The sequence below is a fragment of the Verminephrobacter aporrectodeae subsp. tuberculatae At4 genome, assembly GCF_000193225.1.
Lineage (GTDB): Bacteria > Pseudomonadota > Gammaproteobacteria > Burkholderiales > Burkholderiaceae_C > Acidovorax > Acidovorax aporrectodeae.
Window position 1 is genome coordinate 1 of sequence record NZ_AFAL01000874.1, and the last position, 893, is coordinate 893.

Annotated in this window: 1 protein-coding gene; it reads left to right on the forward strand. The window is 65.8% G+C overall.

The window, feature by feature from the left end:
• The coding region (locus tag VTU_RS29680) for a SwmB domain-containing protein (protein ID WP_040893917.1) at positions 1-893 on the forward strand (893 nt) is incomplete at both ends.

Here is an 893-nt window from a genome sequence, read left to right on the forward strand (position 1 = left end):
CTGACGCTGGGCCGCGCCGCGGCCCCCGGCGAGACAGTGCACGTCAGCTACGCCAAGCCCGCGGCCAGCAATGGCGTGCAGGACGCTGCCGGCAACGCTGCGGTGAACTTCAGCAACGAGGCCGTGACGAACAACACGCCAGCAGACACCACGCCCCCGGTAATCAACACCACCACGGTCAACGGCGACCAGTTGGTGCTCACCTACACCGAAACCTACAGCCTGGACGGGGCCACGCTCACGGGCAATGCAGGCTTTACGGTCGCAAGCCTCACGGTGGACACGGGGGCAACAACCATCCCCGTCAACAGCGCCGTGGTCAACGGGGCGGCCAAGACCGTCACGCTCACGCTCAGCCGCGCCGTGGTCTACGGCGAACTGGTGCGCGTCAGCTACGCCAAACCGGCGACCAGCAATGGGGTTCAGGACGCCGCCGGCAACGCCGCGGCGAGCTTCAGCGACCGGGACGTGGTCAACGACACACCGGACACCGCGGCCCCGCAGCTGATTACTACCGGAGACGAGCGCCCCACGATCACCGACGGCATATATCTGGGGCTTCATTTCAGCGACGCGAGCTCCTCCCTGGACGACAGCAACGGACCCGCCAAGGAGGACTTCACGGTGCTCGTGAACGGCGCAGCCAACACCGTCGCCGCAGTCACCACGGAGGGAATGTACAAGATCGTCCTGCTGACCCTGAGCACCCCCGTGCAATCCGGTCAAAGAGTGACCGTCTCCTACCAGGACAGCACGCCGGGCAACGACAACGGCATACAGGACCCGACGGGCAATCGCTTGCTCAGCATCCCGACCACGGTGGTGATGAATGACACCGTTGCCCCGCAGCTGATCACCACCGACGGCGCGCGCCCCAAGGTCAACGGCAACCA